General features: G+C 68.0%; 14 protein-coding genes. 6 read left to right on the top strand and 8 right to left on the bottom strand.

Annotated features, from left to right (window positions below):
* Positions 1-198 precede the first annotated feature (198 nt).
* The 5 genes from NX1_RS04240 to NX1_RS04220 are packed head-to-tail and all read right to left on the bottom strand — an operon-like array spanning position 199 to position 6193.
* Positions 199-999 (bottom strand): ESX secretion-associated protein EspG, encoded by an 801-nt coding sequence (locus tag NX1_RS04240; RefSeq protein ID WP_068053881.1) that lies wholly within the window; start codon positions 997-999, stop codon positions 199-201.
* A complete protein-coding gene (locus tag NX1_RS04235; RefSeq protein ID WP_068053878.1) occupies positions 996-3533 on the bottom strand; it encodes a hypothetical protein in 2538 nt (845 codons plus the stop codon). Before NX1_RS04235 ends, NX1_RS04240 begins: the two co-directional genes overlap by 4 nt.
* A 45-nt stretch (positions 3534-3578) precedes the next feature.
* The gene (locus NX1_RS04230) at positions 3579-4067 is read right to left on the bottom strand and encodes a YbaB/EbfC family nucleoid-associated protein (protein WP_068053875.1); all 489 of its coding nucleotides are present in this window, start codon (positions 4065-4067) and stop codon (positions 3579-3581) included.
* Positions 4064-4408: a hypothetical protein gene (locus tag NX1_RS04225; protein WP_068053872.1), complete on the bottom strand. Its 345-nt coding sequence runs from the start codon at positions 4406-4408 to the stop codon at positions 4064-4066. Before NX1_RS04225 ends, NX1_RS04230 begins: the two co-directional genes overlap by 4 nt.
* 24 nt (positions 4409-4432) lie before the next feature.
* Complete coding sequence (locus NX1_RS04220) at positions 4433-6193, bottom strand: WXG100-like domain-containing protein (protein ID WP_068053870.1); 1761 nt, start codon at positions 6191-6193, stop codon at positions 4433-4435.
* A 188-nt stretch (positions 6194-6381) separates the two neighbouring features.
* On the opposite strand from NX1_RS04220, the gene NX1_RS04215 reads away from it, so the two are divergent.
* On the top strand, positions 6382-7497 hold the full coding sequence (locus NX1_RS04215; RefSeq protein ID WP_068053868.1) for a hypothetical protein: 1116 nt from the start codon (positions 6382-6384) through the stop codon (positions 7495-7497).
* A 439-nt stretch (positions 7498-7936) separates the two neighbouring features.
* Here the strand turns inward: NX1_RS04215 and NX1_RS04210 are convergent, their stop codons facing one another.
* Positions 7937-9493, bottom strand: a complete 1557-nt coding sequence (locus NX1_RS04210) for a multicopper oxidase family protein (RefSeq protein WP_068053865.1) — start codon at positions 9491-9493, stop codon at positions 7937-7939.
* A gap of 207 nt (positions 9494-9700) precedes the next feature.
* Positions 9701-10063, bottom strand: coding sequence for a DUF6153 family protein (locus NX1_RS04205; RefSeq protein ID WP_068053862.1), 363 nt, complete (start codon positions 10061-10063; stop codon positions 9701-9703).
* 371 nt (positions 10064-10434) lie between these two features.
* Here NX1_RS04205 and NX1_RS04200 point away from each other — a divergent pair, with 371 nt between their 5' ends.
* The 4 genes from NX1_RS04200 (at position 10435) to NX1_RS04185 (ending at position 14664) form a co-directional block, all read left to right on the top strand.
* The gene (locus NX1_RS04200; protein ID WP_068053859.1) at positions 10435-10662 is read left to right on the top strand and encodes a DUF2933 domain-containing protein; all 228 of its coding nucleotides are present in this window, start codon (positions 10435-10437) and stop codon (positions 10660-10662) included.
* Positions 10663-10834: 172 nt separating this feature from the next.
* A complete protein-coding gene (locus NX1_RS04195; protein ID WP_373864862.1) occupies positions 10835-11458 on the top strand; it encodes an ATP-binding cassette domain-containing protein in 624 nt (207 codons plus the stop codon).
* A complete protein-coding gene (locus NX1_RS04190) occupies positions 11455-13002 on the top strand; it encodes an ABC transporter permease (protein WP_068053856.1) in 1548 nt (515 codons plus the stop codon). Before NX1_RS04195 ends, NX1_RS04190 begins: the two co-directional genes overlap by 4 nt.
* Positions 13003-13071: 69 nt before the next feature.
* On the top strand, positions 13072-14664 hold the full coding sequence (locus NX1_RS04185; RefSeq protein ID WP_068053852.1) for an HD domain-containing phosphohydrolase: 1593 nt from the start codon (positions 13072-13074) through the stop codon (positions 14662-14664).
* A gap of 69 nt (positions 14665-14733) precedes the next feature.
* On the opposite strand, the gene NX1_RS04180 is transcribed toward NX1_RS04185, so the two are convergent.
* Positions 14734-16548: an ABC transporter ATP-binding protein/permease gene (locus NX1_RS04180; protein WP_068053849.1), complete on the bottom strand. Its 1815-nt coding sequence runs from the start codon at positions 16546-16548 to the stop codon at positions 14734-14736.
* A gap of 428 nt (positions 16549-16976) precedes the next feature.
* Here NX1_RS04180 and NX1_RS04175 point away from each other — a divergent pair, with 428 nt between their 5' ends.
* Positions 16977-17627, top strand: a complete 651-nt coding sequence (locus NX1_RS04175) for a hypothetical protein (protein WP_157119519.1) — start codon at positions 16977-16979, stop codon at positions 17625-17627.
* The last annotated feature ends 72 nt before the right edge of the window (positions 17628-17699 follow it).

The following is a 17699-nucleotide window of genomic DNA, read 5'->3' as shown; positions in this document are numbered from 1 at the left end:
TTCCTCGGCCGCCACCAACACCTCCGGCGACTCGCGACAATCGGCATTGCGGTGCGTTCCGATACGCCGATACGCCTTCGGCGCCTAGGGCTTCGGCTAAGACGTACGACTGCCGGGGCCCGGAACAGAACCGACGGCCAGATGGCCGAGTTCCACGAGATCCCGCACAGCCCCGGCGCGGGGCACGATCGAGCGGCGTCAGTCCTCCGTCTCCATATGCGATTCCATGCGCGCCAGAATGTGGTCGATCTGTTCGTTCACCCACTCGGTGAGGCCGTCACTGCTCATCGCGGTGGCGACCGGGGCCGGGTGGTCCAGCGGCATGACGTAGCGGCCGTCGTCGGGGAGGTCGCGCCAGAGCATGCCGGTTTCGATCCGGCCGCGCGGGCCGTACTTGGAACGGCCCTGCAGCACCTTGACGATGCCGGTGCTCACCGCGGGGGTCGCGAAGAAGACGTCGCTGCGGATCGTGTCGTCGTCTGTGTCGTCGTTGTCCATGACGCCGGAGGACGGGCCTTGGTTGACGACCGGGGGTTCCGAGGTCGGCAGGGCGAGCTGGATGTCGTCCAGAGTGCCTGCGTTGCATTTGGGCAGCAGCCCGAGCACGGTATCGGCCAGGGCGCGCGGATCGCATTCGACAGCGTCGAAACCACCTGCGTGCATGAGGGTTTCGCCGGGGCGCTGGGTGATGATGTACCCGCGGGTGCGTTGCCGGACGGCATGCACCCGAGTGCGCGCTTGCGGGTTGTCGAAATCCTGGTCGTCCCAGGCGTGCGCCACGATGAAGATGTCAGGTCGGGCGATGGCGCCCGCCATGGCGTCCAGTTCGTGGTCGAACCGCTCGCGCAACTGCTGCTGGACCTCGAACTTCTCCCGCTCGTAGTCGTCCGCCAGCCGGGTGCGGCTGGTGAAGACGAACGGGGCGGGCAGTTCGCCCTGCCGCACCTCTTCGCACAGCAGGTTGAACTCCAGGTCGGTGAACTCCCAGGTTCGGTTCACGAGTCGATCACCGGCTTCACTCGGTTCGGCACGGCGCCGATGGCGTCGTCCAGATGCGATTTGGACTTCAGGTACTTGGCCGGCTTTTGCGCGGTATTGCCCTGCGCACCGCCGCCCGCCCCGGCACCGGCCGGACCCATCATCGGGGCACCGCCCGTCCCGGGCGCGCCTTGGGCCGCCGCCGCTGCGGCCGGGTACAGCGGGTGTTCGGCGCCGGGCAGCGACGCGCGCGGAAACGCTTGCCCGGCACGGGCCTGCTGGTACGGGTGCTCGGACAGACCAGCTGGACTGTCCACACCACCGGCGCCATTGGCGCCCGCGCCGGACGCCGGATCGACCGGCAGATCGCCCACGGCGGCGGTGAGCGCGGCCGGGTCGAACCGGCGCAGCATCCCGTGCAACTGGTCCGCGCCGGGCAGGGTGGCACCGAGCTGACCGAGCGAATCCAGCCCCTGGGTGAGCGCCTTACCGATCTGGCCGAGGAAGTCCTTGCCCGCCTGGGCGAACGACGCTTGGCCGTCGTCGGCGCCCGTCGTCTGACCGGGCAGCCCGGCCAGGGAGGACGACTGGCCCGGCAAGCCGGCACGCGAGGGCGAGTGGTCACTCGTGCCGGTCGCGGTCGCCAGCGCCTTCTCGTCCAGCGCGTTCGGCAGGTTGTTCAGCACCGACCGCACCTGCGCCGGGTCGAGACCGGTGAGCTTCGCCAGTTCGCCGACATCGGCCGCCTCCGGGATGTTCTTCAGCACCGAGCGCACCTGTTCCGGGGAGAGGCCGGTCTTCTTGGACAGGGTGTCCTCGTTCAGCAGCTTCGGCAGATCGCCGAGCATCGAACGCACCTGGGCCGGATCGGCGCCGGTGGCCTTGGCGAGCGCGTCCTCCAGCCCGCTCGCGCCGGATATACCCGCACTCGCTCCCGATGACCCACTGCCCGTTCCGCCGCTGCCGGACGACCTGCCCTTCGCGCCGTTGGGCAGCGGAGCCGACCCGAGCGACGGGACGCTGGTGCCGCTGCCTCCGGAGGGCGAGTCGGATGACGACTCGCCGGCAAGGCTACTGCGCGGGAACGGATTCCCCGAACTCGACGGGCGCGACTGCGTCCCGCCGCCGGCCGGCGAACCATCGCCGGACGAGCCGACCGGGGTCGCCGCACCACCGGCTCCGGCCGCGGCGGACTCGGCCTCCCTGCGCGCGGCTTCGTAGCCAGGCGGGAGCTGCCCCTGCGACCCGGAACCGGCGCCGCCACCGCCCTTGGCACTGTTGGGCAGCGGGGCGCCCCCGCCCGATCCGGCGCCGTGCGATCCGGCGCTGTCAGGGCGCGGGGTTGTGCCGGAACCCGCTGTGTCGTAACCGGACTGGCTCGCCGGGTCGGCCTGCCCGTAGTCCAGCTGGTACCTCGGGTCCGGCTGCGGGTTCCAGTAGCCGTCCTGGTTGTCCCCGTTCTGGCCGTTGCCGTTGCCGTACTGACCGTTGCCCTGCTGGTCGTTCCCGGGCTGGTTCCGGCCCTGACCACCCTGCGGCGCCGGCTCGGCGATCGGACCGTTCACCACGGGCATCGCCGAGACGGTGTTCTTCATGCCCTCGCCGTAGTGCTTCTGCCACTCGTTGCGGTACCGGCGGGTCACCCGGCCCGGGCAGCAGTCACCGGGATCGGGGCTGGAGGGCATGCTGAGCTTGGTCAGGTGCAGCCACTGCGCGCTGTAGTCCAGGTTCTGGCTCATCGCGATCATCGAGGTGACCAGCGGTTGCACGCCCTCGGAGTAGTTCGTGATCGCCGCGGCCGCCGCGGTCGCGCCCTGTCCCTCCCATGCCTCGGTGCCGGTGTTGATGGCGTTCACGAAGGTGTTGAGCTTGCCGAGCAGGTCGTTGGCCATGCTGTGCCAGGTGCCAGCGGCGGCCAGCACCGGAGCCGGGTCGAGATCGCGTCCCAGCTCGTATAATTCGCTGAAAGCGAGGCTGTCCTTGTTCTCGATGTTGGCGGTGACGCCCGGATCCTTCTCGCCCTGGTAGTCCTTCAGCGAGGCGGGAAAACTCTCTGCGTTCGCGTTCTGGACGTGCGGCTTGCCGTCCTTGCCGATCCACGCGAATCCGCCGTTCGCCCTGTCGAATTCCGCGTCCGGCCCGCCCGGCTTGCGTGCGCCGGGGGTGTAGGGGCCTGCCACGGTCGGCATCTTCAGGTCGTCGAGCGCCTCGAAGTCGCCCTCGGACTCACCCTCGGCGTTCGCGTACGCCTTGCCCGCCGCGATGTAGGTCTCGCCCATGTCCGTGACGATGTCGGCGTGATCTTGGAGGATGGTTCGCAGCCGGTTTCCCTTGGCGGTGAACGCCATCGCCAGCTGGGTGCCGGAAGTGAGGGTGCCGATCGGTGCGAAATCGTCGAGACGCAGATTCGTCACGGTCGCGGCCATACCGAGCAGGTCGTCGACCAGATCGGCGCACGCGCGAGCGGCGGCCAGCGCGTCGGACGTGTCGAACTTCAGATACCCGGCCTGCGCCTGATTCCTCAGGCCCGACCACGTGCCCGGTTCGAGAGCCATCCCCGTTCACCCTTCTTGTCGTACGGGCGCACCGCGTGCGCCGCGTCAGTCGTCGTTGTCGGCCACCACGGACCGGGGCGCACGGGCGCCGGAATCGTCGTCGGGCCAGCGGTTCGGGTCCGGCGGACTCAGCGGCGGCGGGGGCGCCGTCGGCATGAGCGACCCCAAATCCGGTGCGCCCTCGATGATCTCGGAGAGCTTCGGCAGGGCGTTCTTGCGTTCCAGCAGCGGGCGCATGAGCTCCCGGCTGCGCTCGGCCACCTTCGCCGCGGCGGCCTGCACCGCCGCGGTGACGTTCTCCGCGATTTCCTCGAGGGTCAGATCCAGGACGTCGTCGGCGAACTTGGTGTCGATCAGGATGCCGTCGGCGTTCACCGTGACCTCGATGCGCTGATCGCACACGCTCACCGTCTCGGTGAGCCGCGAACGGCGCTGCTGCAGTTCGGCGATGCCGCGGAACTGCTCGCCGAGACCCTCCAACAGCGTCGCCATGTCGGCGCGCAAGCGTTCGTTGACGGCGGGCTGCCCGGTCACGGCGTGGGCCTCCCGAACTGGCCTGCGTTGCCGGCGTCGGTAGCGGCCAGGGCATCCGCGGCATCACGCTGACCGGTCGCCATGTCGCCCAACGTGGTCGCGGCGCCGATGGCGCCCTCGATCAGGTTGTCCCGCGCCGCCTTGTAGCCCTTGTCACCGTCGAAGAACTTGTGGCCGCGCTTGTCATCACCCCACGGCATGACGGTGCCGTCGGACTCGATACCGCTGAGGGTGTTGCGCAGCTTCTCGGCGACCCCCTTGGCGGCGTTCGACAGCTCCCGGGTCAGATCCGAGGCGTGGCGCAGCTTCTGGGGATCGACTTCCAACCGGTCCGCGGCCATGGCACTCCCTTCTGTGTCGTCGGATTACGGGGTGAACGGGACGTCGACCTGCTCGCCGGCGTTCTCGAGTGGCGCACCCGCCGCGGGCGCGGCGCCAGGGGCAGGCAACCACTGCTGCCAGGAGGAGCCACTCGACGACGGTGGTGAATACGGGCCGGGCAGCGGTTCCACCCACGGCCACTGCTTCGGCCTCGTCTTGCCGCGCACGTCCTTGCCCTCGCCGAGGAACGGTTCGCTGTGGTGGGTGGCGATCGGGTTTCCGTTGCCGCTCCCGCCATTCGCGCCGGTCACCGGAGCACCAGACGGCGGGAGCGGGCGTGGCTGCGCACCGCCGGAGCCGGAATGCCCACTGCTCGAGGAGGAGGACGACCCGATCGGCGCCGGGGGAGCGGCGTGCGAGGATCCCGAGGCGGACGGAGGCGGCGGGGTCCAGCCGCCGTCGACCGAGGACGACCACGAGGTCGGGGGTTGATTGGTACGGGCGTCGTGGTAAACGCTGTTGCCCGAGCTACTGCTCGAACTGCTCCCGCCGCTGGAGAACGAGCTCGCGGCATCGTGGTAGACGCTGTTACCGGAGACGCTGCTGTGCGAGGACGGCGGCCGGCTCGACGAGCCCGCGACGGTGGAGTGCACCGGCTGAACCGAGGACGACACGCTCGCATCGGAACGGCCGGACGGCCGGGAACTCGACCCGCTGGACGAACCGTCGCTCACCGGCGGCCGGGGCGCCGGATTGCCGGAATTCGGTTTCGGCATCCAGACATAGGAGCGAATGTCGCCGTGCCCCGGCGGAATCGGCTTGCCGATGGCGAAACCGCCACGCGCACCGCCCACCATCGCACCCCGCGCGACACCGCCGACCCAGCCCGGCGCGGAGGCGAAAGACGAGAAGTCTCCGGTCGCCGCGCCCACGGCCAGGTTGCCGAAGGCGGTGCCGACCGCACCGGAGGCGCCACCGATCACCGCGCCACGACCGACCCGGCCCGGAATGTTGTTCAACTGCTTGCCCGCAACCCTGTCGATACCGTGCCCGAGATAGCGCCCGAATTCGCGCCCGGGCACCACGCCCGCGACACCGGCGAGGATGGACAGCCCGAACTCCTTGCCGTTGAAGTGCCGTCGTTTGCCCGCCGCGAGCTGGCCGACCTGCACCGAGCCGTTGATGGTCGCGGTGATAGCGGTCGCCTCCATGGCCCGCACGCCGTAGACGCCCCAGCCCTTCGCGGTGGGAAAGACCGGCCGCAGCCGAGCGGCCTGGGTCCAGAAGTGGCGCTTGGCGGTCGAAGCACCCAGGCGTGCAGCGAGATTGGTGATCGCCTTCTGCACGAAGTCCTCGAACACCTTGAGGAAGGAGCGCGTGGTGGTGATCGCGGCCGCCTCCACCGCGGGCGCGGTGGGCGGAAAGAGCCAGGCCCACAGGATCTCCAGCGCCAGCCAGGCCAGCGTCACGATGACGGTGATCTTGGTGGCCTGGACCTCGGTGCCCATGTCGAAGGTGCTGTCGCCGACGGTGCTCATGAAGGTCGCCAGCGCCTCGATGGAATGGTCACCGGTACGCAGCGTGTCGTAGCGGGCGCCCATCGCGGTGCCGCCCTCGCCCTGCGGATAGGCGTCGACGGTGGCCTGTTTGGCCGCATCGATATCGGCGAGCAGGGCCGTCAGCTCCGCGCTCGCCGTCTTCCATGCCTCCGACACCGCCCATGCGACGTCCTCGTCGCCCTCTGGCCAGGTGGTTCCGGCCACCCAGGCCAGCCACTGCAACCCCTCGGGCATGTGAATGGTCATCGCTGCACCGCGGCGGCTCCGTACCGCCCCGCCGGATTGCTCACCGCAGCTCTCCTCTCGGCGTTCGATGTCGTGGGATTACAACGCAGACAGTTGAATTCGCAATGACGGGCAAACGAATTCGCCGCTCCGGCGCCGTTCGCTCCCGAGTGGTAGCCTGCGGACCCGATCGAGGAGGTGCCGCTTTCGTGACCGCAGCAGAGGATTCGCTTCCCATCGATTCCGAGTCACCGCTCGCCGACGCGGCGAGCCGCCGGATCGCCGCGGAATTGATCGCGCTCGCCCCGCCGGGCTGGCACGAGATGCAGGCGGTGTTCGCGCTGACCGCCGTATCGGAGCTGGCGTCGGTTTTCTTCACCGACGAGCAAGGCCACCCGGCCCAGGTGCTGCCCTCCGAGGAGGTGCTGGCACTGGTCCGTCGACACCGCGAGGCATCGGCCGCCATGCCCGGTGGCCCGTGGTGGCGTTACCTGGTGACGGCGTCGGCGTCCGGCGAGATCGGTGCCGAGCACGACTTCGGCGCCGAGCCCTTCCCGGACGACCACCTCTTCCCGCCGGAGGTGTATCGGGCCGACCTGGAGGCGTTTCCGCGGGCGCGGCTCCCGGTCTGGCTGGCAGCCTATGTCGGTCACGAGAACCGGCAGTCTCGGCCCACCGAGCAGGCGGGGGCACTGGCCAGGACCACCACGCGCACCCCGGAAATCGAGACGACATTGCCGGCGCTGCCGTTGCTGGCGATGCGCTGGGCGGCGATCGCCGCGGCGTTCGTGGCGGCCGGATCTCCGTGGGGGCCGAGGGTGCTGCCCGCGCTCGGCATGTTCGAGGGAGCCGAACGCAGCGGTTCCTCGCTATGGCTGGTCCCTGGCGACCGTGCGGTGCTCTCCGGCGGAGTATGGAACGACCCGGTGCTGGACGCGGTCTACAACGCAGGCGCTCCCATGCCGGATCTCTACGCGGGCGCGCCGGGGTGGGTGGCGAACCCGCTGCTCAACCCGCGCGCCGGGTCCGGGTTGCTCTCCTTCTGCTACTGGTGGGAGGGCGCCCACTGGTATCGCGGCGCCGCCCCGCCCGCGAGCGAGGTCGCGGCCGCGATTCCCGGGGTATGGACCACGGAGAGCGCAGCCGACATCGTGGCGTCGCTCGCCGACGAATCCGGCGTCGAAATGCGGGATGCCGCAACGGAACTGGTGCTGGCCGCGGAGCACGGTGCGGCGGAGCGCGCACTGCTGGTGCGGCTCTTCGGCGAGCGCGAGGATGTGGACGGCGCGCTACACCAGCTACTCATGGCGGGCGCGGCGGACTGACCGTCAGGGGCCGATCGAACATCTGGATAGGAAGTAACCGACCGTGTCCATGTGGTTGGAACTGGCGAAGATCGAGCCTTCGCTGCTCGAAGAGATGCGCGAGAAACCCGAACTGATTCACACCGTGTTCTTCGCCGAGAACGACTCCGCGCCACTCCTGGGTGGGCTCCGCCGGGTGGCGGACTTGTACGGATACGACTACCTCACGCTCAGCGCCGTCGCCGAAGGCCGCGCTGAAGCTGAGAAGGGCACTGCCGAATGGAGGGACGCTTATCCCTGGCTCGCCAGGGCGACCGGCGACCACTGCGACGTCATCGCGGGGTACGAGTTCTGCTACGGACCAGCCTTCGTCCTCGCCCCGAACGAGGTTCGCAACCGGATACCGGTGACCGCATTCGAGTTCGGTGCCCGACCGATCACGCACAACGCCTCGGAGTCGTCACCGCATGTAGGAAATGATGCTCATCATTCCGGCTTCACCGTGGTAGGCGTTGTGACAATGGACCATCCACTGTCCAGGGTTATCGGCGTCGAAGTCGACTTCGACGGTCTGCATCGACGGCACGATGGAGGTGTCCTTGCGGGGGCCGGTGCCCGCGGCGGTGACGACCTGGAAGGTGTGACCGTGCAGGTGCATGGGGTGGAACATCATTGTCCGGTTGATGAACCGCAGCCGAACCCGTTGTCCTTCGGTTACATCGAGCATGGCGTGCTCGGGAAAAGCTTTGCCGTTGATCATCCAGAGGTATTTGGCCGCATCGTTATCGAGGGTGAGGTCGAGTGTCTTGTCTGGCTTGCGGTGGGGCAGCCGTACGGATTCGGTGGACACCAGCCGGTCGGCGGTGAGTGGTGGCGCCGACAGTTCGGCCGGGCGGATTTCCGGGGGCGGTGGTGCGCCTGCGCCGGTGCGCAGGAGGGCGAAGCCTTGGCCTGCCTTGCCTTCGGCGGAAGCGACCAGAGGGAACACTCCGTCGGCCAGTTCGACGACGGCGTCGTACCGTTCGCCCATGCTGATGAGCAGGCTGGAGGCGGTGACCGGCTGCACGGGGAAGCCGTCGCTGTGCGTGACGCGCAGTTGGTGGCCGCCGACGGCGACGCGAAACGCGGTGTCGGAGGCGGCGTTGATGATTCGCAGCCGGATTCGCTGGCCGGGACGAGCGGTGATCGTGGCCGGATCGGTGCCGATGCGGCCGTTGATCAGATAGTACGGATAGTCGGTCACGTCTCCGGTGTCGGAGCCGAGCGGCGCGTTGGGGTCGGTCGGCATCGCCATCGTGGAAGAACCGCCCATGTCCATGCCGCCGTGGTTCATGCCGCCCATGCTCATGCCCGACATGCCTTTGGCGCGCAGTCGATCCAGTTCCTTGTCCGGGTCGCGGCCGTTGACGCCGTCGAGCCAGTCGTCGAGCACCACGACGGCTTCCAGGTCGTAGTCTTTGCCATCGGCGGGATCCTCGACGATCAGGGGCGCGTACAGGCCGTGATCGAGTTGAACTCCGACGTGCGGGTGGAAGAAGTACGTGCCGGGTTCCGGTGCGGTGAATTCGTAGCCGAAAGTGCCGCCCGGCGGGATCTGCGGTTGTGTCACCTCGGGTGCGCCGTCCATGTCGTTGCGCAGCGCGATCCCGTGCCAATGGACCGTCGACGGTACGGGCAATGCATTGGTGAGTTCGGCCCGCAGTACGTCTCCCTTGGTGATGCGGATTTCCTGGCCGGGCAGTTTGCCGTCATAGGCCCAGGTTTGGACCTGCACGCCGCCGAGGTCGACGGTGGCCTGCTCGGCACGCAACCTCACCTCCCTGACGGCGGCACCCGTCGCCCGGCGCGTGTTCTCGGCTGCGCGGACTGCTTCGGAGTCTGGTTCGACGAGTGCGCGTGATGCGGTGGAGTCCCGAGAGCAGGCGGCGAGAACGGCGGCTGCGGTGACGCCGGTGCCGAGAGCGAGGAAGCCGCGGCGACTCATCGACGGCGGGTGGGGGAACTGACTGGATGACATGGGTTTTCTTCCTGGGGTGACGATTGGGGTTCCGCCGTGGTGTCAGGGCGGAGGCCCGTGATCTGGTGCAGCCAGATCGGGCGGATGCCATGGAGTGCATCGAACCGTTCCGGCTGTCCCTGCCCGGATAGGCGGCGGTGAACACGGCGCCGCGTTCCGTCAGCAGGGGCCTGCCGCTTCCGGGGCATCGCGGAAGCGGTAGGCGTATCAGATCCTCAGAATCGATAGTTCGGCCAGGGAAGGGACGGCCCAGGGGGGTGGTCGTTCGCGGTGCACGCGCCAGGACGCCGCTCTCGGTGCCGGCCCGATGCCGGGGGAGAGGTAGCCCGCTCGGTACAGCAGAACCAGGCCGATCGCCAGCGTCAGGGTGGACAGGATGAACACACAGTCGTGCATCGCTTCATGGCCGAGATCGTGATAGCCGCCCGCGATGGCGACCTCGTGGTGGAGGTTCGGTCCGGCTGTGACGGACGCAGGAGAGGAGCCGGCGTGGTGAGCGTCGGAACGGATGTGGAACCCGCCGGTATGCATGGCGGTGATCCCGAAGATCAGCACCAGCAGGGCGAGCATCCGGACCGACCGGGGTGCCCGCGATGACTGGTGGTGCTGCGTCACACCGTCATCATAGGGTCGGCGTCGCTACCTCGGCGTGGCATTGTCAGCGCTTGTTCTCGGGAGCGATTTCATCGGTGCCGTCGCGGGCAGGCGCTGGTTCGGGGGTCGGCATCCGCACCGGCGACCTCGCCACGATCCTGACGCGCTGACCGGCCCGCAGCGGCGATCGTGCCGTGTCATCGACGTGCCGTCCCAATACCCCATGCGGGTAGGGACCTCCGGTGGTCGGATATGGGTCCTTCGGCGCCGCTCGAGGCGACCTTCTCCCATGCCCGGCACCGATGTACGAGCGCAGACTCGAGGTGACTGCGAGAGAAGGGAATGCGATGAACACCCGCTATCTTCCGTGGTATGTGCTCGCGTTGGCCGTGTTGGTCGCCGGTCTCGCCCTTTCGGGCGTGTCGGTGTCGACGCTGCTGGTACTGCTCGTGGCGCTGGCGTGCCCGCTGATGATGATGTTCATGATGGGCGGCTCCGGACACGGCGGCAATGGCGACAAGCCATACGAGGTGAGCAAACGCCACGACCACGGCCCCGCTTCCGGCCGGTCCTGAACGCCCCGCGAAGGTGAGGAACGCACCATGTCCGGCCCAGCACATCCTCGTCGTTCCAGCGTTTCGCGGCGTGTGAGTCACCTCGGAGAACACCGTGGCCACTGAGCCCGCCGCGGTCGAGGCCACGGCGGCAAAGCCGGTCACCGCAGCCGCGGGAGACGCGGCGCCGCTTCTGGTGGCCGAGGGTCTCGAGAAGGCGTATCGCCGCGGCGGCCGGTTCTTTTCTCCGCGCGTTCCCGTATTGCGTGGGTTCCATGTGCGGCTGCTGCCCGGTGAAGTGGTCGGCTTGGTCGGGGAGAACGGGTCGGGCAAATCGACGGTGATGAAGATCCTGGTCGGCGACCTGTCTCCGGACGCGGGCTCGGTCACCCGGCCGGGGCGGCTGGGGTACTGCCCGCAGGAACCGGTCCTGTACGAGCGGCTGACCTGCGATGAGCACATCGAGTTGTTCGCCCGGGCCTATCGGATGACCCGGGAAGCTGAAAACCGTGCGCGGCGTGAGCTCTACGCGGCGCTGGGATTCGAACGCTACGCAAGCACGCGCGCCGACCGACTCTCCGGCGGGACCTTGGCGAAACTCAACCTCACGTTGGCGTTGCTCGCCGACCCCGATGTGCTGCTGCTGGATGAACCGTATGCCGGATTCGACTGGGACACCTACCTCAAATTCTGGGAACTCGTCGCACACCGCCGCGCCGCCGGCCGCTCTGTGCTGATCATCAGTCACTTCGTCGCCGACGAACACCGCTTCGACCGCATCGTCGAACTGCGCGACGGTCGGGCGGTCGAGCGATGACTGCCCCCGCGCCGGTCGCGGCGCCACCGCCGACGGCGGTAGCGCCGTTCGTCCGGTGCTTCGTCAGCGACTACTTCCGCAACCCGGTCAACCTGATCGTGCTGGTACTCGTGCCCGCGGTGTTCGTGCTCGTCGCGGCCGGAAGCATCGCCCAGGCAATGGAATTGCTCGGCCGCAGTCTCGGATCCCGGCCGGCCGTGGAGACCGCGACCGCGGGGTGGGCGGCGGCGTTCCTGGCTGGCGTCGCCATGTACTTCCAGGTCCGATCCGCGCGGGCGACCGATCGACGGCTGGTACTGGCCGGACTGTCCCCGGTGGGGCTGGTCGGCGCCCGGGCGACGACGGGGCTGGCGCTGGCGGTGCTCGTGTCGACGGTGTCGCTGCTCGCACTCGCCGCCCGCGCCGGGATCGATGACCCGGTCCGGGTGATCCCCGCGACATTGATGTTCGCGGTGATCTACCTGGCGATCGGCGCAGTAGTCGGCATCCTCGCCGGCAACCCGGTCAACGGGGCGGTCGTGATCTTGTTCGTGTGGATCATCGACGTGTTCATCGGCCAGGTCGGCGACACCACCGAGCCGATCAGCCGCTGGTTCCCCACCCATTTCGTCGCCCGATGGATGGTCGGCCTGCCCACCGGCCACGCCGGACGCCTCGGCGACCTCGGCGCATCACTGGTCTGGGTGACCGCGGCTGTACTGATCGCGGCCGCCGCACTGGTAGCCAGTTCGCGCATCGCCCGCCCCACCCGACGGGCCGCCGGACAGCTGCGCACCGGCTTGCGTCTAGGTGTGGTCGAGTTGAGCCGGAACCCGGTTTTCGCGGTGCTGTTGATCGTGGTGCCAGTGGTGTTCGTGCTGCTGGCCAAGATCACCACCCCGGCCCGTTCGATGGTGTTGACCCTGCGAGAGAACAGCGCAGCCGTCACCATGTCCTTCTGGTTCCCCGAGGTACACGCCGGAACGATGACGCCGATCGCGATCGGCTCCTTGGCCACGCTGGCGGGGCTGTTCCTCGTTCTCGACACCGCCGACGGCGATCGCCGACTGCGGCTCGCGGGGTACCGCGCCGGTGTCCTGCTCACGGCGCGGCTGGGAGTGATCGCGGTGGCGGTACTCGTGGTCACCGCCGCGGCACTCGCGATCACGGCGACCGTCTTCGACGCCCGCAACTGGGCCGGATACGCCGCGGCGAATCTGCTGCTGGCCGCGACCTATGCGCTCATCGGCGTCATCATCGGCCCCTTGTTCGGGCGGGTCGCCGGGGTGTTCGTCGCCTTTCTCATCCCGTTCCTCGACCTCGGCCTGATACAGAGCCCGATGCTGCGTCCCGAACCCCAGCCGTGGGCGCGCGCCATGCCCGGTTACGGCGCCAGCCGCGTCCTGTTCGACACCGCCCTCACCGACCACTTCGACGAGATCGAAGCACTGCTGATCGCGCTGGTCTGGTTCATCGGTCTGGCCGCTGTCGCCGCGCTGCTCTACACACGGGGATACCCATCCCGCCGCAGTAACCGAATCGGATCGTCATCGGCCCTCGCCTGAAATCCGAAGATCAGGCCGCTGTCTCGTCTTTCGCCGAGATGGCCGTTTGTTCGGGTGGACAATGGAAAGATGCACGCGCACGGGACGCTGCCCGGCTCGGGAAAGGGTCTGAGCAGGGCCGAACTGCTGGCCGCGATATCGCTTGCGATCGACCTCGGTCTGGGTCAGCCGATGGAACACATGCTTCGGTCGTCCTTGATCGCGACGCGGATCGCCGAGCGGATGGGGCTCGACCCGCAACAGCGGGCGACCGTGTACTACGCCAATCTGGTCGGGTGGATCGGTTGTCACGCCGACTCCCACGAACTCTCGGCGCTCTTCGGCGACGACATCGCCTTCCGGGCAGACACCTACACGGTGGACACGACCGGCCTGCCGTTTCTGCGGCTGATGATGAGTCATGTCGGACGCGGATTGCCGGGCTGGGAGCGCGGCATCCGTGCCACCGCCTTTCTGGTCACGGCTCGCGGCCAGGTCGCGACACTGATCCAGTCGCATTGCAGTTCCGCCGGGGTTCTCTCCGATCGGATGGGCTTGGACGAGCAGGTCGGCAAGGCGCTGGCCTACGTCTTCGAACGCTGGGACGGCCGGGGGTTGCCCAAAGGTTCTCGCGGAGAAGATATCCCGGTCGAGATCCACATCGCGCACGTCGCAGACGTCATCGAGGTGCACCTGCGGACGGGTGGGCTCGAGCATGCGAAGCATGTTCTCCGTTCTCGGCGCGGCAGCCAGTTCAGCCCAGCCGTTGCGGCGGTGTTCGATCGTGACGCGGCGGCGATCGTGGACGGGTTGCTCGAAATCGACGTCTGGACCACAGCGTTGGCCCAAGCGCCGGATCGTGATCGAACCCTCACGGTCGAGGAGAGCGACGAATTGCTCGAGGCCATGGCTGATTTCGCCGATCTCAAATGTCCATTCACTCTGGGGCATTCGCGTGGCGTCGCGAATCTGGCGGCCGGAGCAGCTCGGCACCTGGGCATGTCGCCGTCGGACATCACGCTTCTCTACCGTGCCGGGCTAGTGCACGGCCTCGGCAAAATGGGAGTGTCCAACCGGATCTGGGAGAAGAAGGGGCCGCTCACCACGGCCGAATGGGAACGGGTACGGATGTATCCGGATCTCACCGGCCGGATACTGAGCCGAGTCAACGGCTTGGAGTCGGTGGTACCCATCGCGATGAAGCACCGGGAACGGATCGACGGGTCCGGCTTTCCCCGGGGGATCTCCGGCGCGGAGTTGACCGCGCGGGACCGGCTGCTTGCCGCGGCGGAGGCTTATCAGCGACTGCTCGAGCCGCGTCCCGACCGGCCGCCGCTCGATCCTCGCGGCGCTGCCGATCGGTTGCGAAAGGAGGCGCGAGCCGGACGCTTCGACGCCGAGTCGGCCGCGGCCGTGCTTGCGGTGGCCGGTCCGCGGGTCTCGCGGCGGACGCCATGGCCGGCCGGGCTGACCGACCGCGAGGTCGAGATCCTGCGACTGGTCGCGCAGGGCCGATCGAACCGGGAAATCGCCGCCGAACTGTTCATCGCCGAGAAAACGGCACGCAACCACGTCGAACGCGTCTACGCCAAGCTCGGCGTCAACAACCGCACACAGGCCACTCTCGCCGCGATCGACCGGGGTCTGGCGGGATTCCAGGGGAATGCGGCCGTGGGAAATTGAAGCATCCGCTGCGCGCCAGGTCCCGCCGACATCTGGTCAGACATCCGGCGGGACCGACTGCGTGTGCCTTCATCGCCCGGATGCGCTGGGCCGGGACCGCCGGTCCAAGACCCATATCGTGGCCAGCACGAGGCCAACGGCAAACGAGGCGAGCGCGAAGAGGCTGGCGCCGGTGCCTCCGTGGAAGGTGTCGCCGTAGGCGGACATGGCAGGCAGCGTGGCGGTGTACCGGTCGAGATCCAGGTCGCGACCCAGCGCTTCGAACGCGTGGCGGTTGGCTAGGCCGAGACTCATCAGGCGTCCCGGGAAGGCCATCTCGTCGACGGGGACTATGGCGCCACCGAACAGGACCTGAGGGAAGCAGAGCATCGGCAGGGCGAGGGCGGCCTGCGCGGCGTTGGAGACCGCGGCCGAGGCGAGCAATCCGAGGGCCAGTGCCGAGGTCGCCTCGATCACAATCGTCACGAACAGGACGGCGGACACGTCCCATCCAACGGCGGGGAGCCGACCGAGCGCTCGCAGCACACCGAGGAGCACCGCGCTCACTCCAGCCAGCACCGGAAGCAGCGCTGTCATCTTGGACGTCACGTAGGCGCCCACGCTGAGTCCGGCCAGGCGCTCCCGCCGGAAGACGGCCATCTCCCCGACGATCTGGAGCAGGCCGTAGGTAAGGCCGAAGAAGAAGCCCGCGAATGCGATCCAGAACACGATCTGGGCCGGGCCGAGGTCGGCTGCTTCGCTACGCGGATCGAACGCGCCGCGCTTGAACAGCGTCGCCATCATCGCGGTGACCAGCACCGGCGACCCGAGCAGGACCGCCAGGGTCAGCCGGTTGCGAAGGAGAACGTCGATATTGCGTCGTGTGAGCAGCCACCATTGCCGGACCGTGCCCGTGCGCTTCACGTCCGAACGGGTGGCAGGGTCGGGCAGTAGAGCCGAGCCAGGCACTTTCGGCTTCCCACCGCTGTCCGCGAATCGCTTCGCCCAGATCTGAGGGGTGTGCTCACGAGCCAGCCGCTCGTACACCTCGGCGAGATCCTGCACGCCGAAGTAGCGCCGAGCTTCGGCCGGGCTGCCGGTGAAGGCCAGGTGGCCGTCGCGTGCCAGGAATGCCACCCGGTCACACCGGTCGATGCCGGCCGGCTCATGCGTCGTCAGGACGACTGTGACCCCGCGTTGGCTGAGTCGGCGCAGCAGGCGCATCACGTCGGCCGCGGTCGACGGATCGAGCCCGGAGGTGGGTTCATCGAGGAAGAAGAGGTGTGGCCGGGTCAGTAGCTCCACGGCGATACTGGCCCGCTTGCGCTGGCCGCCGGAGAGCGCACGGACCGGCACCTCGGCCCGATCGGCCAGGTCGAGATCACGCATGGTCTCTTCGACCACCCGGTCCGCCTCGGCCGCCGATGTGCCCGCGGGCAGCCGCAGCCGCGCCGCGTAGCGCAGCGTGCGGCGCAGCGGCATCTCGAGGTGGATGATGTCCTCCTGGGGCACGTAGCCGATACGGGAATCGGCGCCGGCTCGGGCCCCTCGAACGACGCCGTCATGCCGAACCTCCCCGGCAGACGGTGGCCGCAGTCCCGCGAGGATCTCCAGCAGTGTGCTCTTTCCTGCTCCACTGCCGCCGGCAATGGCGACCAACTCGCCCGGTTCGATCGACAACGACAGCTCCTGGAGGATCTGCCGCGCCCCGACACGCCGGCTTACGTCGACCGCATCGACTCGCCCGCCGCCCGGCGCTCCAGCTGCGTGATCTGAAGTGCACGTATCGAACCGCTCGACAGGCGGTGATTCGAATGTCCATTCGGTCATGACCGGTGATCTGCGTGATGCCTGAACTCGTTTCGTCATGCCCTGATCATCGGTCCGCCGCCTCCGTGGTCGCATGAGGCGTTTGCCCCAAATCGCGCCCTGGTTTCGGCAGCGGAGAACACCCTTCTTTGGATGCGCTCCGCTCAGCATCCCCGGCGACAAAATCTAACCGGGTGACGCGGCTGACGGCCGTCGGGCCGAAATGATGCCGAGGGTACCGCCGACCTCACCAACGGTGACTCCGAACGATCTGCTTTCGCCGGGAGCAGCCCTCGCCGCTGTGAACCGGTCGTGATTGCCGACGGGCACAAGCTCGTCGCACACAACGTCCGGCGCCTCCTCTCGGCTGTGGCTCGTACACGTGGAGATGATGGCGCGACTCTCTTGGAGACGGCGAAGTGCCTGGACACGGTCCAGCGAGTGCGCCCGAGGGCCGACCTTGCTTCTGGAGTACATTGCGCGCCAGAGGTTTTCACTGACCGACCGATTTGGATTGGCTGAGAATGTTTTTCGATGGGATGCCCGGCGACTGGAAGCCGATGCCGTTGGCGCAGGCGATACAACGCTACGACATCGGCGAGGCGAGCGATGACAGTGTGTACCTGGAGGACCTGTTCGGCGACGAACCCCAGCGCTTCTACGTACACACCGGCGACATCGTGGTCGATGGCCCGCTCGTGCTGGGCAACGGCCCCGGCGAAGACGAGGACACCGTCTACGTCGTCGACGGCAACCTGACTGTCGACGGCCCGGTCAGCTTCCTCAACATGGACATCTACACCTCGCTCTATGTCACCGGTTCGATGAAGGCGCGCGATCTGATCTGCCTATGGGACAGTTGCCTTTTCATCGGCGGCGCGCTGCACGTAGACCAGCTGCTCGCGACAGCGTTGACGGATGCTGGTCACTTGGTCGTGAAGAAGTCGGTCTTCGCTCAGGCGTGGCTGGAGGACTGTGACCGAGGCGCGATCTACTTCGATGATGTCCGTGTGCCCAGGCGGATCGGCGCTTCCGGCAATTCTTACCTCGGCGCCGACCACCCGATCGAAAGCCGGTCCGATACCGTACGCCCCGAATATTTCGGCGAGAGCGGCCAACTCGACATGTTCCGGATACGCGCGGCACTCGTTCAGGGCCTGCCTGTGCTCCGCTGACTTACATTTCGCTTGCCCGGGCAAGCGGGTATTTCGCAGCGAGAATTCGGCGGCCACTGAAACGTCGGCCAA

The organism is Nocardia xishanensis NBRC 101358 (genome assembly GCF_001613365.1).
Classification (GTDB): domain Bacteria; phylum Actinomycetota; class Actinomycetes; order Mycobacteriales; family Mycobacteriaceae; genus Nocardia; species Nocardia xishanensis.
Note: the sequence above shows the minus strand (reverse complement) of the source record. Positions and strands in the feature narration are given on the sequence as shown.